Consider the following 24,138-nt stretch of genomic DNA (forward strand, 5'->3'; position numbering starts at 1 on the left):
AAACATGTTACCACGTGATCGAGACATACGCAGCCAAGGAGCGGGCGATGACCTTGCGGATCAATGACACGGCGCCGGATTTCGAGGCGGACACCACCGAGGGACCGATCAGGTTCCATGACTGGATCGGCGACGGATGGGCGATTCTGTTCAGCCATCCCAAGGACTTCACGCCGGTCTGCACGACCGAGCTGGGGACCATGGCGGGGCTGGCGCCCGAGTTCGCCAAGCGGAATTGCAAGATCATCGGGATCAGCGTCGACCCGGTGGAGAGCCACGTGAAGTGGAAGGCGGATATCGCCTCGGCCACCGGCAACGACGTCGGCTACCCGATGATCGGCGACGAGACGCTGGCGGTGGCCAAGGCCTTCGGGATGCTGCCCTCGGATGCGGGAGCGAGCTCCGAGGGGCGGACGGCGGCGGACAACGCCACGGTGCGCACGGTGTTCGTCATCGGGCCGGACAAGAAGATCAAGATGCAGATGGCCTATCCGATGACCACGGGCCGCAACTTCAACGAGCTGCTGCGGGTGCTGGATTCGCTGCAGCTGACCATGGGGCACAAGGTGGCGACGCCGGCGAACTGGGCGCAGGGCGACGACGTGATCGTGGTCCCCGCGGTGTCGGACGCCGACGCCGAGGCGCAGCACGGGTCGTTCGAGCGCAAGCTGCCCTATCTGCGGATGGTCAAGCAGCCGGGCTGATCGGGACCGCCTTTTCGGTGTCAGGGGCCGCGCGTCGGGCACGACGCGCGGCCCTTTGCGTTGCAGGCTTGCCGGGTCTGGCGCAGCGCAGCGTCGACCAAGGCCTCGGCGGCGCGTCTTGCGGCGCGGGCGGCTGCCTCGGGCGGGACGCCGCGTTCGGTCAGCGCGGCGAGGGTCTCGAAGCCGGTGAGGGCGACCAGCGCGCTCAGCAGGTCATCGAATACGGCCGGGGGCAGCCGGTCGCGGGCGGGGGCGAGGGCGGCGCGGAAGGCGGCTTCCGCCCGCGGGCTGGGGCGGGGCGGGGCGGGCGTCGGGTCACGGCGCAGGCGGGCCTGTTCGCGCAGCGCGAGATGGCGGCGCAGCTGCGGCGCGAGGCGCGTGGCGAAGGCGAGACGCCAGTCGCAGACGGCCAGCGCCCGGTCCGGGGGAGCGGTGAGGCCCGCGAGAATGTCCGGGATGGGGGCGCATTCGGGGTCGGTCACCGCGGCTTCGGCCAGAAGCTCCGGCGACGGGAACTGGCGGTAGGCGGTGGCGCGGGAGAGGCCAGCGGCGCGGGCGGCCTCGGTCACGCTGGGGGGCTTTCCCGCCGCGTAGAGCGCGCGTGCGGCGGCGATCAGCGCGCCGCGTGAGGCGGCGGCGCGGCGGGCGGGAGAAGAGGGGGGCCTGGCTGGGTGGGACATGGCGAGCGCCCCTTCTATCGGGCGTCCGCGGTTTGCATCCGGTTAAGCTTGGGATTGAGACGGCTGTCTCATGCGTCCTTTTCCAACAGCAGCGCGGCGTCGGCCCTAGGGCGCGGACTCATATCTTCGCGATCCAGAAGCGGATTGCGGCGAGTTTGAGGGCGGCGAGGTAATTGTCGGCGCGCCGGTCGTATCGGGTGGCAAGACCGCGGAACTGTTTGATGCGGTTGAAGAAGCGCTCGACGAGGTTCCGCTGGCGATAGACCCACGGACTGAAGCTGAAAGCGTCCTTTCGGATCACGCGCGGCGGGATGTTGGCCCAAACGCCGCGGGCCGCCGCGCCGTCGCGGATCGGGTTTGTGTCGTAGGCGCGGTCGGCGATCAGGGTCGCGCCGGGATCGAGATCGGTGACGAACTCGGTTCCCACCGGCGCGTCGCCCGCCTGGCCGGGCGTCAGCTTCAAGCGGATGGGGCGGCCTTCCGCATCGACCAGGGCGTGGATCTTCGTGGTCAGCCCCCCGCGGGAATGTCCCATGCAGCCATGCCCGCCGTCGTCCTCGGCGGGACCCCCCTTTTTACCGCGGCCCCGTGCTGATGCACGCGGACGCAGGAGCTGTCGATCATCACGATGTCGCCGTCATAGGCCTCTGAGATCGCTTCCAGAATGCGGTCCCAGACCCCGGCCGCACGCCACCGCGTGAAGCGGTTGTAGAGCGTGGTGCGCGGGCCATAGCGCTCGGGCACGTCGCGCCAGGGCGTGCCTGCGCGGAACCTCCAGAGGATGCCGTTGATCACACGGCGGTCGTCCACCCGCGGCACGCCCCGCGACTTCTGCGGCAGCAGCGGCTGGATGATCGCCCATTCCCGGTCGGTCAGTTCGTGACGGCGCATCGAAACCTCCTTCTTTCGGAGGTTGAATCAAAGATGCGAGGTCATGGGAATCCCGTTTATGGGGACGCGCCCTAGGGCGAGGTCACGGCGAGCGGCGCGTCGCAACGACGGGTCAACGCCCGCCCGGCGCGCATGGTGTTGAGCGCGAGGCGATTGGCGAGGGCGTCGGTTTCAGCGGCCATGGGCCTGGCGTCGAGATCGGCCGGGGTCGGCGCCGGTTCAAGGACGCGCGCGGGGCTGGGCGCGTCCTCGGCGCCGTGTCGAGTGATGCGCGGGGCCGCCGAGGTTCGCGGGGCGCGAAAGAATCGCGCCGCAGGAGCGAGGCCGCGTCTGGCCGGACGGGAATCGAAAACGGCCGCGGCGTGCGCCGCGGCCGTTTCCTGTCCGTTGCGTCGGGCCCGCCGAGACGGGCGCGCCGATCAGCGGAGCTCTTCGTCCTCTTCGTCGCCGCGGGGATCGGAGAGAAGGCCTTCGCCCTCCTCTTCGTCCTCGAACAGCTCCTGGATGTCGAATTCGGCCGCCGCGTCCTCTTCGGCGCGGGCGTCCTGGATCGACTTGCCGGAGGCCTGAAGCTCGGCTTCCTCAGCGGACCGCGCGACGTTGATCGCGATGGTCGCCGAGACTTCGGGGTGCAGCACGACGCGGATGTCGTGGATGCCCAGCTCCTTCACCGGCTTGTCCAGCGACACCTGCCGCTTGTCCACCGAGAAGCCGCCCGCCGTCGAGGCTTCGGCCACGTCCCGCGGGGTCACGGAGCCGTAGAGGGCCCCCATGTCCGACGCGGAGCGGATGATCACGAAGCTCTGGCCGTCGAGCTTGTCGGCGACGGTCTGCGCCTCCGCCTTCAGCTCGAGGTTGCGGGCTTCGAGCTGAGCGCGCTCGGCTTCGAAGCGGGAGATGTTGACCTTCGTGGCCCGCAGGGCCTTGCCCTGGGGCAGAAGGAAATTGCGCGCGAAGCCGGGCTTGACGTTGACCACGTCGCCCATCTGGCCGAGCTTCTCGACGCGTTCCAGAAGAACCACTTCCATCTGTCAGTGCTCCTCAGCTGATCGCGTAGGGGAGCAGGGCGAGGAAACGGGCGCGCTTGATGGCGCGCGCGAGTTCGCGCTGCTTCTTGGAGGAAACCGCGGTGATGCGGGAGGGGACGATCTTGCCGCGCTCGGAGATGTAGCGCTGCAGGAGCTTGACGTCCTTGTAGTCGATCTTCGGCGCGTTCTCGCCGGAGAACGGGCAGGTCTTGCGACGGCGGAAGAAGGGCTTGCGAGCCATTGTGCGGTCCTTTCCCTATCAGTCGCGCGGACGGCGTTCGCCGCGATCGCGGTCGCCGAAACGCGGGCGATCGCCACGGTCACGGCCGCCACGGCCGCCGCGGTCATCGCGGGAAGCCTTGGCCTGGAGGACGGCGGAGGGGCCTTCCTCATGAGCTTCGACCTTCACGGTCATGACGCGCAGGACGTCGTCATGCAGGCGCATCAGACGCTCCATCTCCTGGACCGCGGCAGCCGGGCTGTCGGTCTTGAGATAGGCGTAGTGCCCCTTGCGGTTCTTGTTGATCTTGTAGGCCATCGTGCGGACGCCCCAGTACTCGGAGCCCTGGACGTCGCCGCCGTTGTCCTTGAGGATCTGGCCGAAATGCTCGATGAGCCCCTCGGCCTGCGCGTTGGAAAGATCCTGACGCGCGATGAAGACGTGCTCGTAAAGAGCCATCGGTTCACCTGCCATGTTCGGTGCGCTTCACCATGCGGAGGCGATCCCTTCCGAAGCCCGCATACGAGAGGCGCCCTGGTCATCCTTTTTCGGAAGGTCGCGGGCCTATGCCGCATATGCCGGCGGAAAGCAAGGGCGGAGGGGGTTCGGCGGTCGGGGTCCGGGCCGCGCGGAACCGGCCGCTGACCTCCGGGCAGGTTGCGGGGCCGGGGCGTGAAAGGTAAAGCGGGCCGAACCGACGCAGGGAGGGACAGTTCGTGCGCGCATTCCTATTTCCGGGCCAGGGCGCCCAGTCCGTGGGCATGGGCAAGGCCTTCGCCGACGCCTATCCGGCCGCGAAAGCGGTGTTCGAGGAGGTCGACGACGCGCTGGGCGAGAAGCTGAGCGCGCTGATCTGGGATGGCCCCGCCGAGGAGCTGACCCTGACCGCCAACACCCAGCCGGCGTTGATGGCGACCTCGCTGGCCGCGTTCCGGGCGCTGGAAGCCGAGGGGGTGAGCATCTCCGACGCCTCCTATGTGGCGGGGCATTCGCTGGGCGAGTATTCGGCGCTGTGCGCGGCGGGCTCGATCGGCGTGGGCGAGGCGGCGAAGCTGCTGCGCCTGCGCGGCCAGGCCATGCAGGCCGCCTGCGCGCCGGGCGTGGGCGCCATGGCCGCGCTGCTGGGGCTGGGGCTCGCCGATGCGCAGAAGGCCGCCGCGGAGGCCGCCCAGGGCGAGATCTGCGAGGCGGCCAACGACAACGAGCCGACGCAGGTGGTGATTTCCGGCCACAAGGCCGCGGTCGAGCGCTGCGGCGAGATCGCCAAGGCCATGGGCGCCAAGCGGGCGATGATGCTGCCGGTGAGCGCGCCGTTCCACTGCGCGCTGATGCAGCCCGCAGCGGATGCGATGGCCGAGGCGCTCGCGGGGGTGGAGATCAAGGCGCCGGCGGTCCCCGTCGTCTCCAACGTGAAATGCGAGGGGGTCACCGACCCCGAGGAGATCCGCAAGCTGCTGGTCGCCCAGGTCACGGGCGCGGTGCGCTGGCGCGAAGGCGTGCTGTGGATGGCCTCGCAGGGCGTGACCGAGCTGGTCGAGATCGGCGCGGGCAAGGTGCTGTGCGGGCTTGCGCGGCGCATCGACAAGAGCCTGGGCGCCAAGGCGGTGAACGGGCCCGACGACGCGAAGGCGGTCGCGGCCGCGATGGGAGAAGCGTGATGTTCGATCTTACCGGCAAGAGGGCGCTGATCACCGGCGCCTCGGGCGGCATCGGGGGCGAGATCGCCCGCGTCCTGCATGGGCAGGGGGCGACCGTGGCGCTCTCCGGCACGCGGGTCGAGCCGCTGGCGGAACTGGCCGACAGCCTGGGCGACCGGGCGCATGTGACGCCGTGCGACCTGGGCGACGCGGCCTCGGTCGAGGCGCTGCCCAAGACGGCGGCCGAGGCTATGGGCGGGATCGATATCCTGGTCAACAACGCCGGCGTGACCCGCGACCAGCTTTTCATGCGCATGTCCGACGAGGACTGGGACACCGTGCTCCGGGTCAACCTGACGGCGGCCTTCCGGCTGTCGCGCGGGGTGATGCGCGGCATGATGAAGGCGCGCTGGGGGCGGATCGTCTCGGTGACTTCGGTGGTCGGCGTGACCGGCAATCCGGGGCAGGGCAACTACGCCGCCTCCAAGGCCGGGCTGATCGGCATGTCCAAGAGCCTCGCGGCCGAAGTCGCCAGCCGCGGGATTACCGTGAATTGCGTGGCCCCGGGCTTCATCTCCACCGCCATGACCGACAAGCTGCCGGACGCGCAGAAGGAGAAGCTGCTGGGCGCGATCCCGGCCGGGCGGATGGGCGACGCGAACGAGATCGCGGCCTCGGTCGCCTTCCTGGCCTCGCCTGAAGCGAGCTACGTCACCGGCGCGACGTTGCACGTCAACGGCGGAATGGCCATGATCTGAACAGCGGCGACGGGGGGCGGTCGCGAGGATTTCGCGGTTGCCACCCTTCGCCCCTGTGATATAGGCCGGCTTCACGCGGCGGGCCGAAACCGCGTCGCGGCCGGGACTGGCCGACGGCCCCCGAGAACAAATAACGGCAAGCGGCCAGAGCGGCCTGCGAAGAGTGAGGAGCACTCGCATGAGCGACATTTCGGATCGTGTGAAGAAGATCGTCGTCGAGCACCTGTCCGTCGAAGAGGACAAGGTGACCGAGAGCGCGAGCTTTATCGACGACCTGGGCGCGGACTCGCTGGACACCGTCGAGCTTGTCATGGCGTTCGAGGAGGAGTTCGGGATCGAGATCCCCGACGACGCCGCCGAGACGATCCAGACCGTCGGCGACGCGGTGAAGTTCATCACCGAGAATTCCGAGGGCTGAGCCCCGCCCCCCCGCGTCTGCGCCGCGCCGCCCGAATGAACGGGCGCGCGCGGGCGTGATGGCGCTCGGGTTGCAGAGTTTGGGGGGCGCGGCTAGGGTCGCGCCCGTACAGGACACAAGAAACGGAGCGAGCGCGTGAGGCGGGTCGTCGTCACCGGCATGGGATTGCTGACTCCGCTGGCTTGCGGAGTCGAGGAAACCTGGTCGAGGCTGCTGGACGGGAAGTCCGGCGCCGGAAAGATCAAGCATTTCGATGCGTCGCATCTGCCCTGTCAGATCGCCTGCGAGATTCCGCTGGGCGACGGCACGGACGGAACCTTCAACCCCGATGACTGGGTGCCGGCCAAGGACCGCCGCAAGGTGGACCGGTTCATCACCTATGCTCTGACCGCCGCCGAGCAGGCGGTGAAGGATTCGGGCTGGGTTCCGGAGACCGACGAGGACGCCGAACGAACCGGCGTGCTGATCGGCTCAGGCATCGGCGGCGTGGAATCCATCGCCGAAGCCGCGATCACCCTGAAGGAGAAGGGACCGCGCCGCGTGTCGCCGTTCTTCATTCCGGGCGCGCTGATCAACCTGTGCTCCGGCCAGGTGTCGATCAAATACGGCTTCAAGGGCCCGAACCACGCGGTCGTGACCGCCTGTTCGACCGGCGCGCACGCCATTGGCGACGCGGCCCGGCTGATCATGCTGGGCGACGCCGACGTGATGGTCGCCGGCGGGGCGGAGAGCCCGGTCTGCGAAATCGGCGTGGTGGGCTTCTGCGCGTGCAAGGCGCTGTCCACCTCCTACAACGATGCGCCCGAGAAGGGCTCGCGTCCCTATGACAAGGACCGCGACGGGTTCGTCATGGGCGAAGGCGCCGGGATCGTGGTGCTCGAGGAATACGAGCACGCCAAGGCCCGCGGCGCGAAGATCTACGCCGAAGTGCTGGGCTACGGCCTGTCGGGCGACGCCTATCACATCACCTCGCCGGCGCCGGACGGGGACGGGGGCTTCCGCTCCATGTCCGCGGCGCTGCGCAACGCCGGGCTGACCGCCGACGATATCGATTACGTCAACGCTCACGGCACCTCGACCCCGCTGGGCGACGAGATCGAGCTGGGCGCGGTGACGCGTCTGCTGGGCGACCACGCCTCCAACGTGACCATGAGCTCGACCAAGTCGGCGATCGGTCACCTGCTGGGCGCGGCCGGTGCGGTGGAGGCGATTTTCTGCGCGCTGGCGATCCGCGATCAGGTCGCGCCGCCGACGCTGAACCTCGACAACCCTTCGGTCGAATCCGAGATCGACCTCGCCCCCGGCAAGGCCGTGAAGCGGGAGATCAAGGTGGCCCTTTCCAACTCGTTCGGGTTCGGGGGGACCAACGCCTCGCTGATCCTCGGCAAGGTGGATTGAGGGCGCATTCATGCGCCATCTGGCGGCCAACGCGCTGACGATCCTGATCGTTCTGGGCATCGCGCTTGCGGGCGTGATCGCCTGGGGCGTGAACCAGTACCGGGCCGAGGGCCCGCTGACCGAGCCCACCGAAATCTCCATCCCCCGCGGCACGAGCCTGCCGCGGGCGGCGGAGATTCTGGCGGAGGCCGGTGCGATTTCGGATCCGCGCATCTTCCGGCTCGGCGCCCGCTACAGCGAGATGCAGTCGAGAATCCAGGCCGGGGAGTTCGAGATCCCGGCCGGAAGCTCCATGGAATCTGTGCTGATCTGCCTGGTGAACCAGTCCACCTGCCGGCGCGTGGTGTACCAGATCACCGTGGTGGAGGGATCGACGTCCTGGCAGGTGGTCGAGCAGCTGAAGGCCATGGAAACGCTGACCGGCGAGATCGACGAGATCCCGCCGGAGGGTTCGCTGGCTCCCGAAACCTACCAGGCCAATCGCGGCGATACCCGCGCCGAGATGATCCAGCGCATGCGCGACGCGCAGGACGCGATCCTGGCGGAGGCCTGGGAGAACCGGGTCGAGGGCCTGCCGATCTCCTCGCCCGATGAGGCGCTGATTCTGGCCTCGATCATCGAGAAGGAGACCGCGGTCGCCGAGGAGCGGCGGCGCGTGGCCTCGGTCTTCATCAACAGGCTCAACCGGGGGATGCGGCTGCAGACCGACCCGACGGTGATTTATGGGATCACCGAGGGGAAGGGCGTTCTGGGCCGCGGGCTGACCCGCAGCGAGTTGAACAAGCGCACCGACTGGAACACCTATCAGATCGATGGCCTGCCGCCGACGCCGATCGCCAATCCCGGCAAGGCGGCGATCGAGGCGGCGGTGAACCCGTTGGAAACTCGGGATCTGTATTTTGTGGCGGATGGCACGGGTGGGCATGCGTTCGCGGAAACGCTTGTGCAGCACACGCGCAACGTGCAGCGTTGGCGCCGGATTGAGGCGGAGCGCAAGCAAAGTCAGTGACTTGCGGGATATCTCCCTTGAAGTTCGCTCAACCTTGAATTTAACTGTTGACCTCTGGGGCGCTCTAAGGTAGAACTCAGGCAAGCTGGGAAAAGCAGGTCGAAACGGCTCCGGATCACACGATCCGGGGCCGTTTTCGCTTCGGGCGACCCGGGCCTCGTAACGGGAGGGCCCCTGGGGATGACGCGTAGCGACGACTGGGAGGAGCTGACGACGGGTCAGCTGCTCCAGAAGGCCCGACGCACCTGCATGTCTGTGCAGATCACGCTCATGGCGAGGGTCGAGGCCCTCGGGTGGGCCAATGCGGATGCGGTGCAGGCGGACCTGGACGAGAGCGAGGCGGCGAAGGCCTCGGAGATCGCAGACAAGGATCGGGCGGCGCGGCAGGACGGACTCAAGCTGCTGCAAGCCGAGATCACATCGCTTCAGAAATCGTTGGACTCCATCATGGACTGCGAGAGGAAACTTGAGCGGATCATCTCTGAACGAGCGGGACGCCGGTCGGGGGACGTCGATCTCGACGCCGCCCGGCGGGAAGTCCTGGGCGAGCTGGCTAGGCTCGCTGAGCGCGGCTGAGCGGAAGGCCTTCGTCGAGGGCCTCGGCGACAACGCCGTGGCGGCCTTGCCCTGGCTTTTCGAAGTCTGGGGGATGCCGGGACACCAGGTTGCGCCGCCGGGAGACTGGCGGACATGGGTGGTGCTTGGCGGCCGCGGTGCGGGAAAGACGCGGGCGGGGACCGAATGGGTCCGCGCCCGGGTCGAGGGCGGCACGCCTCTGGGGAAGGGGGCGTGCCGCCGGATCGCCCTGGTGGGCGAGACGATCGACCAGGCTCGCGAGGTCATGGTCGAGGGGCCGTCGGGGTTGCGGGCGTGCTCGCCCCCCGACCGGCGCCCGGTCTACGAGGTCACCCGCAAACGTCTGGTCTGGGAGAACGGCGCCGAGGCGCGGTTGTTCTCGGCCCATGATCCGGAGGGGCTGCGGGGGCCTCAGTTCGACGGCGCCTGGAGCGACGAGCTGGCCAAGTGGCCCAAGGGGCGGGCGGCCTGGGACATGCTGCAGTTCGCGCTGCGGCTGGGCGACCGGCCCCGGCAGCTGGTGACGACGACGCCGCGGAGAAATCCGCTGCTGAAGGAGATCCTGGCGGCGCCGGATACGGTGATGACCTCGGCGCCGACTTCGGCCAACGCGGCCAACCTGGCCAGCGAGTTCCTCGACGCGGTGAACCGCCGCTATGCGGGCAGTGCGTTGGGGCGGCAGGAGCTGGAGGGCGAACTGCTCGACGATGTCGAGGGCGCGCTGTGGAACCGGGCGCTGATCGACGGCGGCCGGGTGGCGGTTGCGCCGGAGATGTCGCGGATCGTGGTGGCGGTGGACCCGCCGGCGACCTCCGGGCCCGACGCCGACGCCTGCGGGATCGTGGTGGCGGGGCTGGGCGGAGACGGGGTGGTCTACGTGCTGGCCGACCTGACCCTGCAGGGAGCGGCGCCGTCGGCCTGGGCGGCGCGGGCGGTGAAGGCGCTGGAGGAGTTCCAGGCCGACCGCATCGTCGCCGAAGTCAACCAGGGCGGCGAGCTGGTCGAGACGCTGATCCGCCAGGTCGATCCGCGCACCCCCTACAAGGCGGTGCGGGCGACGCGGGGCAAGGTCACGCGGGCCGAGCCCGTGGCCGCGCTCTACGAACAGGGTCGCGTCCGGCATGCGGGAAGCTTTCCGCTGCTGGAGGACCAGATGTGCGCCTGGACCGGCGAGACCGGGCAGGGCAGCCCCGACCGCATGGATGCGCTGGTCTGGGCGGTGACGGAACTGAGCCTGGGCGCGGGATCCTCGCCTCGGGTGCGGCGGCTCTAGTCCGCCGACCATGCCGCGCGGCGGCTTTTGCTGAAACCGATGAAGCAAGGGAGAAAGCCGATGGCTTTCAATTGGCTGCGTGCGGCTGCGACGGCGCCGGAGAGCCGCAAGACCTCGGCCGTCGGCGCGGCCATCGCCTATTCGGGACCGGGCCGGGCGGCCTGGTCGCCGCGGGATACCGTCTCGCTGACGCGCAACGGGTTCGGGCGCAACGTCATCGGCTTCCGCTGCGTTCGGATGGTGGCGGAGGCCGCGGCCTCCTTGCCGGTGATCCTGAGCGAGGACGGGCGGCGCATGGCGACGCATCCGCTGCTCAAGCTGCTGGGCCGGCCCAATCCGGGCCAGACGCGGGGCGCGTTCCTGGAGACGGTTTACGGGCATCTGCTGCTGTCGGGCGACGCCTATGTGGAGGCGGCCGGGGTCATGGCCTCGGGCACGCCGGCGGAGCTTTATGCGCTGCGCCCCGATCGCATGAAGGTCGTTCCGGGCGCGGATGGCTGGCCGGAGGCCTACGAGTATCAGGTGGGCGGCAGGAAAGTGCGCTTCGACATGACGGCAGAGGCGCAGCCGATCCTGCATATCAAGAGCTTCCATCCGCTCGATGACCATTACGGGATGTCGCCGCTGGAGGCTGCGGGGTCGTCGGTGGATATCCACAATGCGGCCGGCGGTTGGTCGAAGGCGTTGCTGGACAATGCCGCCCGCCCCTCCGGCGCCATCGTCTATCGCGGCGCCGAGGGCGGCACGATGAGCGAGGAGCAGTATCAGCGGCTGGTCGACGAGCTGGAGGAAAACCACCAGGGGGCGCGCAACGCCGGGCGGCCGATGCTGCTGGAGGGCGGGCTCGACTGGAAGCCGATGGGGTTCAGCCCGTCGGACATGGAGTTCCTGGAGACCAAGACCGCCGCGGCCCGCGACATCGCCATCGCCTTCGGCGTGCCGCCGATGCTGCTGGGTCTGCCGGGCGACGCCACCTATGCCAATTACCAGGAGGCCAACCGCGCCTTCTACCGCCAGACGGTGGTGCCGCTGGCGCAGAAGGTGCTGACCGGCATGGCGGGGTGGCTGTCCGCGCAGGTGGGGGAGGTGGTGGACCTCTCCCCCGATCTCGACGCGGCGCCGGCCCTGGCCGCGGAGCGCGAGGCGCTGTGGCGGCGGGTGGCCGGCGCCGACTTCCTGACCGAGGACGAGAAGCGGGCGATGCTCGGTTTCGGCCCGGCGGTCCGGTGATGCGCAACAGCCTGCGCACCCAGTCGGGCGGTTCGAAGTTCCTCTACGAGCCCTTCGACAGCGCGCATGCCCGGATCGAGGCGCTGGAACGCGTGCTCGATGAGCGATGGGCGGCGCTGGAGCGGTCGCTCGACCGGATCGACCATTCGGTCGAGCGCCTGGAGAAGCGGCTCTGGCTGGCGGTCTTCGCCGTCGCCACGGCGCTGGTGAGCCAGTTCGCGGCGATCCTGCTCGATGGCCGACTAAACCCCTGAGGATCAGCACATGACGGAATTTCAGACGTCCGGCCCGAGCGCTTACGGGCTGGAGACGAAGTTCGTCGCCTTCGACCAGGTGGCGACGGTGGCCGATGACGGGCGGATCGAGGGCTACGCCTCGCTTTTCGGGGTCTCGGACCAGTCGGGCGACGTGGTCGAGCCGGGGGCCTTCGCGGCCAGCCTGGCGGCGACCCGGTCCGCGCGGCGGTCGGTCAAGCTTCTGTGGCAGCACGATCCCGCGCAGCCGATCGGCGTGTGGGACCAGGTGCGCGAGGATGATCGGGGGCTGCTCGTGCGCGGGCGGCTGCTGACCGAAGTGCGGCGGGGCGCGGAAGCGTTGTCGCTGCTCAGGGCGGGGGCGGTCGATGGGCTTTCCATCGGCTACCGCGCTCTCAAGGCGGGGCGTGCGCCGGGCGGCGGACGTCTTCTGCAGGCGGTGGAGCTTTGGGAGGTGTCGCTGGTGACCTTTCCCATGCTCCCCGAGGCGCGCGCGTCGGCGGCCAAGTCGGATGACGACGCCATCGACGCCGGCGGCGAGGACGCCGACGACGCGGCGCTGGCGACGGCCCTGGCCGACGCGATCGCCGAGGCGCGGAGCCGCTTCGGCGGCTGACTTGTCGAACCTTCACAGCTTTCGGATGGACGAAGGAAAGTCTCACATGACCAATGCCAATCAGGGCCAGGGCCTCGAAACCAAGTCGGCGGTGGCCGGCTTCCTGCGCGAGTTCGGCGTCTTCCAGGACGAGATGAAGTCCCGCATGAAGGCGCAGGACGATCGCCTGGAAGCCATCGACCGCAAGTCGGCCGGCATGGCGGGCCGCCCGGCGCTGAGCCGCTCGGCCGATCTCGACCTGCCGCATCGCAAGGCCCTGTCGGCCTATCTGCGGTCCGGCGACGACGACGCGCTGCGCGGCGTGACGGTGGAGCGCAAGGGCCTGTCGACCTCGGTCAACGCCGAGGGCGGCTATCTGGTGGACCCGCAGACCTCGGACCGCATCCAGTCGGTGCTGACCGGGGCCGGTTCGGTCCGCGCCATCGCCAATGTGGTGCAGGTGGAAGCCAACGCCTTCGACGTGCTGGTCGACCATGCGGATTTCGGCCATGGCTGGTCGTCCGAGACGGGGTCGGTGTCCGAGACCTCGACCCCGCAGATCGAGCGCGTGTCGATCTCGCTGCATGAGCTGTCGGCGCTGCCCAAGGCCTCGCAGCGGCTGCTGGACGACGCGGCCTTCGACATCGAGGGCTGGCTGGCCGACCGGATCGCGGACAAGTTCGCCCGCGCCGAAAGCGACGCTTTCATCAACGGTGACGGGTCCGATCAGCCCACCGGCTTCCTCGACTACCCGGTGGCGCATGTGAATTCGGGCGAGACCTGGGGCACGCTGAACTACGTGCCGACGGGCGTGTCGGGCGATTTTTCGTCCACCGATCCGGCGGATGCCATCGTGGACCTGGTCTACGCGCTGGGCGCCCGCTACCGCGCCAAGGCGACCTTCGTGATGAACTCGAAGACCGCCGGCGCGGTGCGCAAGATGAAGGACGCAGACGGGCGGTTCCTGTGGTCGGACGGGCTGGCCGCCGGCGAGCCGGCCCGGCTGATGGGCTACCCGGTGCTGATCTGCGAGGACATGCCCGACATCGCCGCCGGGGCCAAGGCGATCGCCTTCGGCGATTTCGGCGCGGGCTACACCATCGCCGAGCGTCCGGACCTGCGCGTCCTGCGCGACCCGTTCTCCGCGAAGCCCCATGTCCTGTTCTACGCCACCAAGCGCGTGGGCGGCGACGTGACGGACTTCTCGGCGATCAAGCTGCTGCAGTTCTCGGCCTCCTGATCGAGGCCCTGGTGATCCGCGGCGCGGCCTGAGCCGCGCCGCGGGGCTCGACCCGGGAGGGTCGGCCGGGGCGCTTCCGCGCGGGATGCTCGCATCCTGCTTCCCCATGTCGTGACCGGGCCCGTGCGGAGGCGCCCGCTTCTTGTCGAAAATTCCCCTGCGGCGCCCTGGGAACGGGGCGCCGCCGGGATATTCGGGAGGGCGTGGCGATGGGCGACTACCTGACCAAGCGTAGCGACGAAACCCGGCCGGTGGCGCTGGCCTGGCAAGGGCTCGCGCCCGGCGAGACGGTCCGTGAGGACCTCGGCTGGATGATCGTGCCGCAGGAGATGGATGCCGAGGCGCTGGTGCTGGTCTGCGCCAACTGCGCGGGCGAGGCGTCCACCGCGGTGCTGCGCGGCGGGCGCGCCGGCCATGTCTACCACGTGTCGAACCGGGTGCGCACCAGCGCGGATCGGGTGCTGAGCCAGGGCCTGATGCTGCGCGTTCTGGCCGCCTGAGGAGGATTTCCGATGATCACGGAACTTGAACCGGCCGCGGTGGCGCCGGTGGACCTGGACGCCTTCGCCGCGCATCTGCGGGTGGCGACGGGTTTCGCGGGCGCGCCGGATGAGGCCGCGTTGATCGAGCGCTGCGCCCGCGCGGCGGGGGCGGGGATCGAGGGGCTGGTGGGCAAGCGCCTGATCCGGCGGCGGTTCAAGTGGACCGTGAGCCGCTGGCGCGACCCGGCGCGGGTGGCGATCCCGCTCGCTCCGGTGGCGCAGGTCAACGCGGTGACGGTGATCGACGCCGAGGGCGTCTGGCAGTCCGTCGACTCGGATCGCTGGGTGCTGATCCCCGACGGGTTCCGGCCGGTGCTCGCCGGTCGGGGCGGGCGCTTGCTGCCCGGGATCCCCGCGGACGGCGTTGCCGAGGTCGAGGTCGTCGCGGGCCATGGCGACGCCCCCGAGGACATTCCCGAGGAACTGCGCCAGGCGGTGATGCTGCTGGGCGCCCAGTATTACGAGCAGCGCCATGCCGCGGCGGAGGGCCTGGATGAGCTGCCCTTCGGGGTGCGCGACCTGGTCGCCCGTCATCGGGAGCTGCGGCTGTGAGCGCCGCGATCCCGATGGCGCCCGTCCTGAATCGCCGGCTGGTGCTTGAAAGTCCCGAGCGCGTTCCGGACGGCGCAGGCGGCGGGGGGCTCGGCTGGTTGGAGCTGGGCGTGCTCTGGGGCGCGATCACGCCGCGCGCCGGGCGGGAACTGGAGCGCGGCGGGCGGCAGGGCAGCCGCGTTTCGCACCGTATCCTGGTTCGCGCCGCGCCGGTGGGCGCGTCGACCCGGCCGCGCGCCGACCAGCGGTTTCGCGAGAATGGCCGAACCTTTCGGATACGGGCGGTTACCGAGGCCGACGCGCGCGGCCGGTTCCTGACCTGCTGGGCGGACGAGGAGACGACGGCATGAGCTACGAGGCATCGGCCGCGTTGCAGGCCGCGATCTTCGTGACGCTGAGCGGGTCGTTGGAGCTCGCCGCGCTGACCGGCGACCGCATCTGGGACACGCCCCCGCACGAGGACGGGACGGGCCACGAGGCCGGGATCTACGTGCTGATCGGCGAGGAGCGGGTCTCGGACTGGTCGGCGCAGGGGCTGAGAGGGTCGGCGCACGAGGTCGAGATTTCCGTTCTCGCCGAGGACGCGGGCTTCGCGGCGGCCAAAGAGGCGGCCGGGCTGATCGATGCGTTGATCACGGGCGCCCTGCCGCCGCTGTCGTCGGGACGCGTGGCGAGCGTCGACTTCGTTGGCGCCAGGGCACGGCGCGAAAAGGATGGCGGGCGCAGGATCGACCTGCGGTTCCGGTTCAGGATCGAACATTAATCCACTGGAAAGGCGAGTGAAATGGCTGCTCAGATGGGTAAGGACCTTCTGTTGAAGGTCGATACGGGATCCGGCTTCGCCACGGTGGCGGGACTGCGGGCGACGCGGATCGCGTTCAATGCCGAGACCGTGGATGTGACGCATGTCGGCTCCACCGGACGTTGGCGGGAGCTTCTGGCGGGCGCAGGGCTGCGCAGCGCCTCGATCTCGGGGTCGGGCGTGTTTCTCGACGCCTCCACCGACGCGACCATGCGCCAGGCGTTCTTCGATGGCTCGGTCCCGATCTTTCAGGTGATCGTTCCGGAATTCGGCACGGTGGAAGGGGCCTTCCAGGTCACCGCTCTGGAGTATTCCGGCCAGCACGACGGCGAGGCGGTCTACGAGGTCTCTCTGGCCTCGGCCGGCGCGCTGAGCTTCGCGGCGGTCTGACATGGCGAATGCGGCGCGGGGCGAGGTGGATCTGGTGGTCGACGGTGTTCCGCGCGTGCTGCGCCTGACGCTGGGCGGGATGGCGGAGCTGGAGACCCGGCTGGGCGTGGGCGGGCTGGCGGAACTGGTGGAGCGGTTCGAGACCGATGCCTACCGGGCCGACGACCTGATCGCGCTGCTGGCGGCGGGGCTGCGGGGGGGAGGTTTCGAGGTCTCCGACGCGGAGTTCGCCGGGATGCAGGTTGCGGGCGGAGCGGCGGGGGCGACCCGGGCCGCGGCGCAGTTGCTGATCGCCAGTTTCGCGCCGCTGGAGCGCTGAGCGATGGCGGATGAGCCGAAAACGCTGATCGACTGGCCGGCCTTGATGCGGCTGGGCCTGGGCGAACTCCGTCTTCCGCCCGACGTGTTCTGGGCGATGACCCCGCGCGAGCTGCGCGCCGCGGTCGGGCCGGAGCGCGAGGCCCGGGCCGCGCGGCCGATGGGGCGGCGCGACCTGGCGGCGCTGGCCGCCCGTTATCCCGACGCCCCAAAACCGGAGAGCGAGGCATGAGCATCTATTCCGACACCGATATCGGCACGGCCCTGCGCGAGGTTTCCAGCGCCGGGGACGGGACCGAGAAGACGGCCGCCGGCGTCTCTGACGAGCTGCGCCGCATGCGCACGGAGATGCGCGACACCACCCGCGAGGCCAAGGGGCTGGCGGGTGCGATCTCGGGCTCGCTGCGCGGCGCCTTCGACCGGCTGGTGACAGGGGGCGGGGGCGCCTCGGACGTGCTGCAGCGGCTGGGCACGGACCTTGCTGGACGCACCTTCGATGCGGCGCTGGCGCCGGTGCACGGAGCGGTGACGCAGGGGCTGACAGGCGCGATCGGGACGGGGATCTCGGGGCTGTTCTCCGGGTTTTCGGCTTTCGCCAGGGGCGGATCGTTCTCGGGCGGTCGGCCGCGGGCCTTCGCAGGGGGCGGGGTGGTCGAGGGGCCGACCCTGTTCCCGATGCGGGGCGGGACGGGCCTGATGGGCGAGGCCGGGCCGGAGGCGATCCTGCCCTTGCAGCGCGGCGCGGACGGGCGTCTGGGCGTGGCGGCGGGCGGGGGCGGCAAGGCGGTCAACATCACGGTCAATATCAACACGCCGGATGTCGCCGGCTTCCAGAAATCGCAGAGCCAGGTGGCGGCGCAGCTCGCAAGGGCGGTCCGTATGGGCCAGCGCAACGGGTGAGGACGGATCATGGCATTTCATGACGTGCGCTTTCCGGACCGTCTTTCGGTCGGGTCCTCGGGCGGACCGCAGCGGCGGACCGAGATCGTCTCGCTCGCCAACGGGTTCGAGCAGCGCAACACCAACTGGGCGGAGTCGCGCCGGCGCTATGACGCGGGCGTGGGGCTGAGCTCGCTGGACGACCTTGCGGAGGTCGTCGCCTTTTTCGAGGCGCGTCGGGGGCAGTTGCACGCCTTCCGCTGGAAGGACCCGATGGATCACAAGTCCTGCCTGCCGGGCGAAGACATCGCGCCGACCGATCAGCCCATCGGAACCGGAGACGGGAGCGAGACCGCGTTTCAGCTGGTGAAGGTCTATCCGGCGGTGGTGAACGCCTGGACGCGGGTGGTGTCCAAGCCGGTCGCGAACTCGGTTCGGGTGGCGGTGGACGGCGAGGAGAAGGTCTATGCGGCCGACTTCATCGTCAACCATGCCTCGGGCCTTGTGACCTTCACCGCGGCTCCCGGCGCGGGCGCGACGATCACCGCCGGCTATGAGTTCGACGTGCCGGTGCGCTTCGACACCGACCGGATCGTGGCGACGTTGTCGGCGCTGGAGGCCGGCGACATCCCCTCGATCCCCGTGGTGGAGGTGAGGGTCTGATGCGGGAATTCGATCTGGATCTGGCCACGGAGCTCGCCTCCGAGGTCAGGACGCTCTGCCGTTGCTGGACCGTGGCGCGCAAGGATGGGGTGGTGCTTGGCTTCACCGACCATGATCTGCCGCTGAGCTTCGACGAAGTGGCGTTCGAACCCGAGACCGGGTTCGCGCGCACCGAGATGGAGCAGACGCTGGGGCTGGGCGTGGACAACGTGGAGGCGTCGGGCGCGTTGCGCTCGGAGGCGATCACGGAAACCGACATCGCGCGCGGGCTCTATGACGGCGCGGTGATCACGCAATGGGTGGTGGATTATCGTGACGTGGAGCGGCGGGCGAAGCTGAGCGTCGGCCGGGCGGGGGAGATCCGCCGCGGGGTCGGCGCGTTTGAGATGGAGGTGCTGGGCCAGGCGGAGCTTCTGAACCGTCCCTCGGGGCGGATCTACCAGCGGCTGTGCGATGCCGATCTGGGCGATGAGCGCTGCGGCGTGGACCTGAGCGGGGCGATGAACAAGACCGGGACCGTAGAGGCGGTGCAGGATGCGCGGCGTTTCGTGGTCGGCGGCAACGCTGCGGGGGAGGAGGCCGGGTTCTTTTCAGCCGGCCGGCTGGAATGGACCTCGGGCGCCAATGCAGGGGCCACGGCGACGGTGCGCTCCTTCTATGCGCAGAGCGGGCAGCGGGTGATCGATCTGTGGAACACGCCCGAGGCGGCGATCGAGCTGGGCGACGGGTTCCGCGTCTATGCCGGTTGCGACAAGACCGCGACCACCTGCAGGGCGAAGTTCGCCAATTTCGCCAACTTCCGCGGCTTCCCGATGATCCCCGGCGAGGATTGGCTGACGGCCTATCCGCGCTCGGACGAGGATCACAACGGGGGCTCGCTGTTCGATGGCTGAGCGTCGGCCGGCGATCGTGGCCGCGGCGCATGGCTGGCTGGGCACGCCCTATCGCCACCAGGCGAGCGTGCGCGGCGCGGGCGCGGATTGCCTGGGCCTGGTGCGTGGCGTCTGGCGCGAGGTGATCGGGCCGGAGCCCGAAGCGCCGCCGCCCTACAGCCCCGACTGGGCCGAGCCCAGCCGTGAAGAGCGGCTCATGGCGGCCGCGTTGCGGCACATGGGCCCGGTCGCGCCTGACGCGGCGCGGCCGGGCGACGCGCTGCTGTTTCGTATGCGCGAACGGGGGCCCGCCAAACATCTGGGCATACTCATCGAGACCGGGCCGGGGGAGGCGCGGATGATCCACGCCTATTCCGGGCGCGGGGTCGTCTCATCGTCCCTCGGGCCATCCTGGCGGCGCCGCATCGTCGCGGCCTTCAGCTTTCCGGAGTAGATCATGGCGACGCTCGTACTAGCCGCAGCCGGCACGGCTCTGGGGACCGCGGCCGGCGGGTCGATCCTCGGCATCGGCGCGGCCGCGATCGGTCAGGCCGGCGGCGCCGTGCTCGGCGCGGTCATCGACCAGAAGATCCTGGGCGGCGGCTCCGACGCGGTGTCGCGCGGGCGGGCGTCGGGGCTCAAGGTGCAGGCCGCGAACGAGGGCGCGCCGATTCCGCGGGTCTACGGGCGTATGCGCGTCGCCGGTCAGCTGATCTGGTCCACCCGGTTCCGCGAGCACGTGAGTGAGAGCGGCGGCGGCAAGGGCGGGCCGACCGCCCGGGACTACAGCTACACGATCAGTTTCGCGGTGGCGCTGTGCGAGGGGCCGATCACGCGCATCGGGCGCATGTGGTTCGACGGCAAGCAGGTCAACACCGACGCGATCCAGTGGCGTCTGCATCGGGGGACTGAAACCCAGGGCCCGGATTCGGCCATCGAGGCGGCGGAGGGCGAAGCGCCCGGTTTCCGAGGCGTGGCCTACATGGTCTTCGAGGATCTGGCGGTCGGCGACTATGGCAACCGGATCCCGCAGATCTCGGTCGAGGTGTTCCGGCGCCCACGCTCGCCCAGGAATGTGGAGGTGGGCGAAGAAGGCGAGCTGCGCATCCACAAGATCGTCAAGGCGGTGGCGATGTCGCCGGGTTCGGGCGAGTTCGTGCTGGAGACGGACCCGATCCGCGTGATCGAGGGCGAGGGGCAGGAGCGCTACGCCAACCTCAACGCCTGGTCGGATCGCACCGATGCGGTGGCGGCGCTGGATCAGCTGGTCGAGGAACTGCCGAACCTGGAGGCCGTGTCGCTGGTCGTGAGCTGGTTCGGCGACGACCTGCGCTGCGGCGAGTGTCGTCTGCGGCCGGGCGCCGAATACGCCGAGACGGTGACCGCGCCCCATGTCTGGGAAGTGGCCGGGCAGACGCGCGATGCGGCCTATCTGGTCAGCCGGGACGGAGATGATCGGCCGATCTTCGGGGGCACGCCGTCGGACGGCTCGGTGATCCGCTATATTCGCGAGCTGAAGGCGCGCGGCATCCGGGTGAACTTCTATCCCTTCATCCTCATGGATATTCCGGTCGGCAACGGAAAGCCCGATCCCTGGGGCTGGGGCGCGGAACAGGCGAAGTTTCCCTGGAGAGGCCGGATCACGACCTCGGCGGCGCCGGGGCAGCCTGGCTCTCCGGACGTCACGGCGGCCGCGATCGACGAGGTCGCCGACTTCTTCGGGACGGCGGAAGCGGACGAGTTCGCGCCCAGCGGGGACACCGTGGTCTACAACGGCGGCTCCGATTGGCGGATGCGCCGGTTCATCCTGCACTATGCCCACCTCTGCGCGCTTGCGGGCGGCGTGGATGCGTTCTGCATCGGCTCGGAGATGCGGGCCCTGACCCAGATCCGCTCGGCGCGCACCGAGTATCCGACGGTGGATGAGTTCATCCGCCTCGCCAAGGACGTGCGCGGCGTTCTGGGTGGATCGACGAAACTCGGCTACGCCGCGGACTGGTCCGAGTATTTCGGGCACCAGCCGGCGGACGGGACGGGAGATCGGCTGTTCCACCTCGACCCGCTCTGGGCTCACAAGCAGATCGATTTCATCGGCATCGACTGGTACGCGCCCTTGACCGACTGGAGGGACGGGCGGGAGCATCTGGATGCGGAGGAAACGCCGACGATCTATGACCTGGACTACCTCGCATCCCGGTTCTCGGCCGGCGAAGGCTATGATTGGTACTACGCGTCCGACGCCGATCGCCTGGCGCAGGTGCGCACGCCCATCGTCGATGGGCTGCATGGCGAGGACTGGATCTGGCGGAACAAGGACCTGAAGAACTGGTGGAGCCGGTCGCACTACCAGCGTGTCGATGGCGCGCGGGAGGAGGACCGGACTGCGTGGCGGCCTCGCTCGAAGCCCGTCTGGCTGACCGAAATCGGGTGTTCGTCGGTCGACAAGGGCACCAACCAGCCGAACGTCTTCGTGGATCCGAAGTCGTCGGAGCATGGCTACCCGCATTTCTCCTCGGGGCTGCGCGACGACCTTATCCAGCGTCGGATGTTGCAGGCGGCGCAAAAACACTGGGGAAAGGCGGCCAACAACCCGGATTCGACTCGCTACCCGGGGACCATGCTGGACCTGTCCAACAGCTATGTGTGGACCTGGGACGCGCGGCCCTGGCCGGAGTTTCCGCGTCGGTTGGACCTGTGGTCCGACGGCGAGAACCACGAATACGGGCACTGGCTGAACGGGCGTGTCACCGCCGGCTCGCTTGACCGGATCGTCGCGGAGATCTGCGACGAGGCGGGGCTTGTGGACGTCGACGTCTCCGGCCTGCATGCGCTGGTCGACGGGTTCATCCAGGACAAGGTCCAGACCCCGCGCGAGGCGCTTCAGGCATTGATGATCGCCGAGGGCTTCGACGCCTATGAGAGCCAGGGCCGGCTGCGGTTCGTCATGCGAGGACAGCAGGAGACCGTCGCGCTGGACGAGGCGGAGGTCGTTGCGGAAGGCGCGGGAGAGGGCCGGGATGTCGAGCGCGTTCGGGCGCCCGAAGGCGCGGCGCTTCGCGAAGTGCGCGTGGGCTTCCTTCGCACCGACGCCGGCTACCAGACCGGGGCTGCGGAGGTCATCAACCCCGACGGGGCCGCGCAGGGCGTGCAGGGCTCGGATCTGCCCATCGCGATGTCGCGGGGCAGGGCGGTGGCCATCGCCGAGCGCTGGGCGCGGGAAAGCGCGGTTGCGCGGGAAACGCTGAGCTTCGCTTTGCCCAACGCCCGCCTGTCGCTGGAGCCGGGAGACGTGGTGCGTTTCGGCGCCGAGGGTCAGCCTGAATTCCGCATCGACCGGATCGCGGAAGGTCAGTTCCGCCGCATCGACGCCACGAGGATCGAGCCGGCGAACTACCAGCTCGGCGCGCGGGCGTTTCCGTCGGAGCCGGAATCCGCGCTCGACGCCCGCACCAGCGCCGGCGCGCCGGGATACAGGTTGCTGGACCTGCCCTGGGCGATCTTCGACGGATCGGAGACGCGGGGCTATGTGGCGACCTGGTCCACGCCTTGGCCCGGAACAGTGGCGGTCTACGGCTCGGATCGGGACGAGAGCTATTCGGCGGTGGGGGCGGCCAACCGGCCCTCCGCGGTCGGGCAGCTGGTCGGGTCGATGGCGAAACGCGAGCCCTGGCGGTGGACGCGGGGGCTCGAGGTGCAGGTGCGGATGCTGTCCGGCGCCTTGAGTTCCGCCGACGATCTGGCGGTGTTCAACGGCGCGAACCTGGCGGCGCTGTCCTCGCCCCTGGGCGGGTGGGAGCTGATCCAGTTCCGGACCGCGGAGCTGGTCGCGACCAACACCTACAGGCTGTCCGGTTTTCTGCGCGGGCTCGGCGGGACCGAGACGTTGATTGGCGATCCGACGCCTGCCGGCTCGATGCTGGTCATGCTCGACAACCGATTGGTGGGGCTGAACCTCGGAGAGGCGGCGGTCGACGTGTCGCGTCATTACCGGATCGGGCCGCAATCGGCGGATATCGGGGACTCGAGCTTCGCCCATGCGGTGTGGACCTGGGCGGGCGCGCCGCTGAAGCCGCATGCCCCCACCATGCTGAAGGCCGAGCGGGCGGGCAACGGCGATGTCACGGTGACCTGGATCCGGCGAGGGCGGCGCGACGCCGACACCTGGCCGGCGGGCGAGACGCCGCTGTTCGAGGAGGCCGAACGCTACCGGGTGCGGGTGCGCGCGCCCGGCGGCTCGGTGGTGCGGAGCGCGGAGACCAAGTCTCCGACTTTTGTCTATACCGCGGCGCAGCAGGCCGGAGACGGCGTCGGCGTCACGGCGACATTCGAAATCGCGCAGATCTCCGCGGCCGTCGGGCCGGGACATGATGGGAAGGTGACGATCGATGGCTGACACCGCCAACCTGGAGCTCCCGTTGCTGGCCGCGGGGCAGGCTCAGAAACACGTCACGGTCAACGAGGCGCTGTCCAAGCTGGATTGGCTGGTGCAGCTCTCGCTCAAGAGCCGCACGCTTGCCACGCCCCCGGGGGGGCCTTCCGAGGGCGACCGTTATGCGGTCGCCCCGGGCGCCACCGGCGCGTGGGCCGGGCAATCGCAGAAGATCGCGATCTATCTCAATGGGGGATGGGACTTCGTGCAGCCGCTGACCGGTTGGCGCGCCTTCGTCGAGGACGAGGGCGCCGAGTCGGTCTTCGCCTCCGGGCAGTGGACGACGCTGACACTGCCGGCGGCGATGGCGGGGGCCATCCAGATCGTGGAGATCGAACATGTGATCAGCGCCGGCGGCGCGCAGACGACCTCCGGGCAGATCCCGCAACGTTCGGTCGTGCTGGGCGTCACCGCACGCGTGAAGGAAGAGATCACCGGCGTGTCGGGCTGGTCGCTGGGCATCAACGAGGCGGAGGCCCGCTATGGCTCCGGCCTGTCCACCGGCGTCGGCGCGCAGGTGCGTTCGGGGCTGACCGCGCCGATGGCCCACGCCAACAACGCTCCGCTGAAACTTTCGCCCGAGGGGGGGAGCTTCACGGGGGGGCGGGTCACATTGCATGTCTACCGGGTGGAGTTGACCGCCCCGCCCGCCTGATCGTGACCGGAATGCGGCGATCACAAGATCGCATGCGTCACAATTCATGATGGGCGCTTGGCTTGAAAACCAAACTCGGGCAACGATCTTTTTCAGACGCGCGCCGTTGCGCGACCCTAGGGAGA

Annotated in this window: 29 protein-coding genes and 1 pseudogene; 25 read left to right on the forward strand and 5 right to left on the reverse strand. The window is 69.5% G+C overall.

Annotation, left to right across the window (positions count from 1 at the left end):
* Nucleotides 1–47 precede the first annotated feature (47 nt).
* Nucleotides 48–704 (forward strand): peroxiredoxin, encoded by a 657-nt coding sequence (locus BLV24_RS03805; RefSeq protein WP_092679778.1) that lies wholly within the window; start codon nucleotides 48–50, stop codon nucleotides 702–704.
* Between the two features lie 20 nt (nucleotides 705–724).
* On the opposite strand, the gene BLV24_RS03810 is transcribed toward BLV24_RS03805, so the two are convergent.
* The 5 genes and pseudogenes from BLV24_RS03810 to rpsF all read right to left on the reverse strand — a co-directional run bounded on the left by BLV24_RS03810 (nucleotide 725) and on the right by rpsF (nucleotide 3,982).
* Nucleotides 725–1,384 (reverse strand): hypothetical protein, encoded by a 660-nt coding sequence (locus BLV24_RS03810; protein ID WP_143040203.1) that lies wholly within the window; start codon nucleotides 1,382–1,384, stop codon nucleotides 725–727.
* A gap of 118 nt (nucleotides 1,385–1,502) precedes the next feature.
* Nucleotides 1,503–2,275 (reverse strand): annotated as a pseudogene (locus tag BLV24_RS03815) (IS5 family transposase).
* A gap of 419 nt (nucleotides 2,276–2,694) precedes the next feature.
* Entirely contained in the window at nucleotides 2,695–3,303 is a 609-nt protein-coding gene (rplI, locus tag BLV24_RS03820; protein WP_092679780.1) for a 50S ribosomal protein L9, read from the reverse strand.
* 13 nt (nucleotides 3,304–3,316) lie between these two features.
* On the reverse strand, nucleotides 3,317–3,544 hold the full coding sequence (rpsR, locus tag BLV24_RS03825; RefSeq protein WP_092679781.1) for a 30S ribosomal protein S18: 228 nt from the start codon (nucleotides 3,542–3,544) through the stop codon (nucleotides 3,317–3,319).
* 18 nt (nucleotides 3,545–3,562) lie between these two features.
* Nucleotides 3,563–3,982, reverse strand: a complete 420-nt coding sequence (gene rpsF, locus BLV24_RS03830) for a 30S ribosomal protein S6 (protein WP_092679782.1) — start codon at nucleotides 3,980–3,982, stop codon at nucleotides 3,563–3,565.
* A gap of 302 nt (nucleotides 3,983–4,284) precedes the next feature.
* Between rpsF and fabD the strand changes: the two genes are divergently transcribed.
* From fabD to BLV24_RS03945, 24 genes are all read left to right on the forward strand, one after another.
* Nucleotides 4,285–5,181 (forward strand): ACP S-malonyltransferase, encoded by an 897-nt coding sequence (fabD, locus tag BLV24_RS03835; protein ID WP_092679783.1) that lies wholly within the window; start codon nucleotides 4,285–4,287, stop codon nucleotides 5,179–5,181.
* Nucleotides 5,181–5,918, forward strand: coding sequence for a 3-oxoacyl-[acyl-carrier-protein] reductase (fabG, locus tag BLV24_RS03840; RefSeq protein WP_092679784.1), 738 nt, complete (start codon nucleotides 5,181–5,183; stop codon nucleotides 5,916–5,918). The genes fabD and fabG overlap by 1 nt, the downstream gene beginning before the upstream one ends.
* 178 nt (nucleotides 5,919–6,096) lie before the next feature.
* Complete coding sequence (locus tag BLV24_RS03845) at nucleotides 6,097–6,336, forward strand: acyl carrier protein (RefSeq protein ID WP_092679785.1); 240 nt, start codon at nucleotides 6,097–6,099, stop codon at nucleotides 6,334–6,336.
* Nucleotides 6,337–6,471: 135 nt separating this feature from the next.
* Entirely contained in the window at nucleotides 6,472–7,734 is a 1,263-nt protein-coding gene (gene fabF, locus BLV24_RS03850; RefSeq protein ID WP_092679786.1) for a beta-ketoacyl-ACP synthase II, read from the forward strand.
* 10 nt (nucleotides 7,735–7,744) lie between these two features.
* Nucleotides 7,745–8,743 carry an endolytic transglycosylase MltG gene (gene mltG / locus BLV24_RS03855; RefSeq protein WP_092679787.1) on the forward strand — a complete coding sequence of 333 codons (999 nt, stop codon included), beginning with the start codon at nucleotides 7,745–7,747 and terminating at the stop codon, nucleotides 8,741–8,743.
* Nucleotides 8,744–8,923: 180 nt separating this feature from the next.
* Nucleotides 8,924–9,319 (forward strand): hypothetical protein, encoded by a 396-nt coding sequence (locus BLV24_RS22350; RefSeq protein WP_245710375.1) that lies wholly within the window; start codon nucleotides 8,924–8,926, stop codon nucleotides 9,317–9,319.
* Nucleotides 9,320–9,356: 37 nt separating this feature from the next.
* Nucleotides 9,357–10,592 (forward strand): DNA-packaging protein, encoded by a 1,236-nt coding sequence (locus BLV24_RS03860; RefSeq protein WP_483860475.1) that lies wholly within the window; start codon nucleotides 9,357–9,359, stop codon nucleotides 10,590–10,592.
* Between the two features lie 60 nt (nucleotides 10,593–10,652).
* Nucleotides 10,653–11,822 (forward strand): phage portal protein, encoded by a 1,170-nt coding sequence (locus BLV24_RS03865; RefSeq protein WP_092679788.1) that lies wholly within the window; start codon nucleotides 10,653–10,655, stop codon nucleotides 11,820–11,822.
* Nucleotides 11,822–12,076: a GTA head formation protein, RCAP_rcc01685 family gene (locus BLV24_RS03870; protein ID WP_092679789.1), complete on the forward strand. Its 255-nt coding sequence runs from the start codon at nucleotides 11,822–11,824 to the stop codon at nucleotides 12,074–12,076. The genes BLV24_RS03865 and BLV24_RS03870 overlap by 1 nt, the downstream gene beginning before the upstream one ends.
* Nucleotides 12,077–12,086: 10 nt before the next feature.
* Nucleotides 12,087–12,692, forward strand: a complete 606-nt coding sequence (locus BLV24_RS03875; protein ID WP_092679790.1) for an HK97 family phage prohead protease — start codon at nucleotides 12,087–12,089, stop codon at nucleotides 12,690–12,692.
* 46 nt (nucleotides 12,693–12,738) lie between these two features.
* Nucleotides 12,739–13,911: a phage major capsid protein gene (locus BLV24_RS03880; protein ID WP_245710377.1), complete on the forward strand. Its 1,173-nt coding sequence runs from the start codon at nucleotides 12,739–12,741 to the stop codon at nucleotides 13,909–13,911.
* A 209-nt stretch (nucleotides 13,912–14,120) separates the two neighbouring features.
* A complete protein-coding gene (locus BLV24_RS03885; protein ID WP_092679792.1) occupies nucleotides 14,121–14,411 on the forward strand; it encodes a phage fiber-tail adaptor protein in 291 nt (96 codons plus the stop codon).
* A 12-nt stretch (nucleotides 14,412–14,423) separates the two neighbouring features.
* A complete protein-coding gene (locus BLV24_RS03890; protein ID WP_092679793.1) occupies nucleotides 14,424–15,005 on the forward strand; it encodes a head-tail connector protein in 582 nt (193 codons plus the stop codon).
* A gap of 14 nt (nucleotides 15,006–15,019) precedes the next feature.
* Nucleotides 15,020–15,355, forward strand: coding sequence for a phage head closure protein (locus BLV24_RS03895; protein ID WP_092680261.1), 336 nt, complete (start codon nucleotides 15,020–15,022; stop codon nucleotides 15,353–15,355).
* Nucleotides 15,352–15,768, forward strand: a complete 417-nt coding sequence (locus BLV24_RS03900; protein WP_092679794.1) for a DUF3168 domain-containing protein — start codon at nucleotides 15,352–15,354, stop codon at nucleotides 15,766–15,768. The genes BLV24_RS03895 and BLV24_RS03900 overlap by 4 nt, the downstream gene beginning before the upstream one ends.
* Nucleotides 15,769–15,789: 21 nt before the next feature.
* On the forward strand, nucleotides 15,790–16,197 hold the full coding sequence (locus tag BLV24_RS03905) for a phage major tail protein, TP901-1 family (protein WP_092679795.1): 408 nt from the start codon (nucleotides 15,790–15,792) through the stop codon (nucleotides 16,195–16,197).
* 1 nt (nucleotide 16,198) lies between these two features.
* Nucleotides 16,199–16,516: a gene transfer agent family protein gene (locus tag BLV24_RS03910; protein WP_092679796.1), complete on the forward strand. Its 318-nt coding sequence runs from the start codon at nucleotides 16,199–16,201 to the stop codon at nucleotides 16,514–16,516.
* Nucleotides 16,517–16,519: 3 nt separating this feature from the next.
* Nucleotides 16,520–16,747: a rcc01693 family protein gene (locus BLV24_RS03915; protein WP_092679797.1), complete on the forward strand. Its 228-nt coding sequence runs from the start codon at nucleotides 16,520–16,522 to the stop codon at nucleotides 16,745–16,747.
* Nucleotides 16,744–17,415 (forward strand): RcGTA-type gene transfer agent tail tape measure protein, encoded by a 672-nt coding sequence (locus BLV24_RS03920; protein WP_092679798.1) that lies wholly within the window; start codon nucleotides 16,744–16,746, stop codon nucleotides 17,413–17,415. The genes BLV24_RS03915 and BLV24_RS03920 overlap by 4 nt, the downstream gene beginning before the upstream one ends.
* Before the next feature lie 9 nt (nucleotides 17,416–17,424).
* Nucleotides 17,425–18,057, forward strand: a complete 633-nt coding sequence (locus tag BLV24_RS03925) for a DUF2460 domain-containing protein (RefSeq protein WP_092679799.1) — start codon at nucleotides 17,425–17,427, stop codon at nucleotides 18,055–18,057.
* Nucleotides 18,057–18,950 carry a phage/gene transfer agent baseplate hub protein gene (locus BLV24_RS03930; protein ID WP_092679800.1) on the forward strand — a complete coding sequence of 298 codons (894 nt, stop codon included), beginning with the start codon at nucleotides 18,057–18,059 and terminating at the stop codon, nucleotides 18,948–18,950. The genes BLV24_RS03925 and BLV24_RS03930 overlap by 1 nt, the downstream gene beginning before the upstream one ends.
* The gene (locus BLV24_RS03935; RefSeq protein ID WP_092679801.1) at nucleotides 18,943–19,383 is read left to right on the forward strand and encodes an NlpC/P60 family protein; all 441 of its coding nucleotides are present in this window, start codon (nucleotides 18,943–18,945) and stop codon (nucleotides 19,381–19,383) included. Before BLV24_RS03930 ends, BLV24_RS03935 begins: the two co-directional genes overlap by 8 nt.
* A gap of 3 nt (nucleotides 19,384–19,386) precedes the next feature.
* Complete coding sequence (locus tag BLV24_RS03940) at nucleotides 19,387–23,322, forward strand: baseplate multidomain protein megatron (RefSeq protein ID WP_092679802.1); 3,936 nt, start codon at nucleotides 19,387–19,389, stop codon at nucleotides 23,320–23,322.
* On the forward strand, nucleotides 23,315–24,013 hold the full coding sequence (locus BLV24_RS03945; protein WP_092679803.1) for a DUF2793 domain-containing protein: 699 nt from the start codon (nucleotides 23,315–23,317) through the stop codon (nucleotides 24,011–24,013). Before BLV24_RS03940 ends, BLV24_RS03945 begins: the two co-directional genes overlap by 8 nt.
* Nucleotides 24,014–24,138 lie beyond the last annotated feature (125 nt).

This window comes from Albimonas donghaensis (genome assembly GCF_900106695.1).
In the GTDB taxonomy this organism is placed as follows: Bacteria; Pseudomonadota; Alphaproteobacteria; order Rhodobacterales; family Rhodobacteraceae; genus Albimonas; species Albimonas donghaensis.